1 protein-coding gene is annotated in these 233 nt (G+C 63.1%); it reads right to left on the bottom strand.

What is annotated here, in order from left to right; translation table 11 throughout:
• A partial coding sequence (locus tag R0J88_RS23765; protein ID WP_410901423.1) for a class I SAM-dependent methyltransferase occupies positions 1–233 on the bottom strand: 233 nt, incomplete at both ends.

The raw sequence follows: 233 nt of genomic DNA, 5'->3' as shown, positions 1-233 counted from the left end.
AGCGCCGCCAATGCCTCAAACGCATCGCCTTCACCGACAGCTACCTGCTCTTGAACGCCGTTCAGCTCGGCATTGCGCGCCACTTGCTCCAGTGCCGCACCGGATGCGTCCACGCAAAGCACTTCTGATGCACCGCTGGCCGCCGCCTGAACGCCCCAGCCACCCACATAGCTGAAAACGTCCAACACGCGCTTACCGGCCACTTGGCTGTTAAGCCAGGCGCGGTTAACGCG

It is taken from the genome of Pseudoalteromonas sp. SIMBA_162 (assembly GCF_046535955.1).
Taxonomy (GTDB): domain Bacteria; phylum Pseudomonadota; class Gammaproteobacteria; order Enterobacterales; family Alteromonadaceae; genus Pseudoalteromonas; species Pseudoalteromonas marina.
The sequence above is the reverse complement of the archived record's forward strand: the minus strand, read 5'-3'. Positions and strand labels throughout refer to the sequence as shown.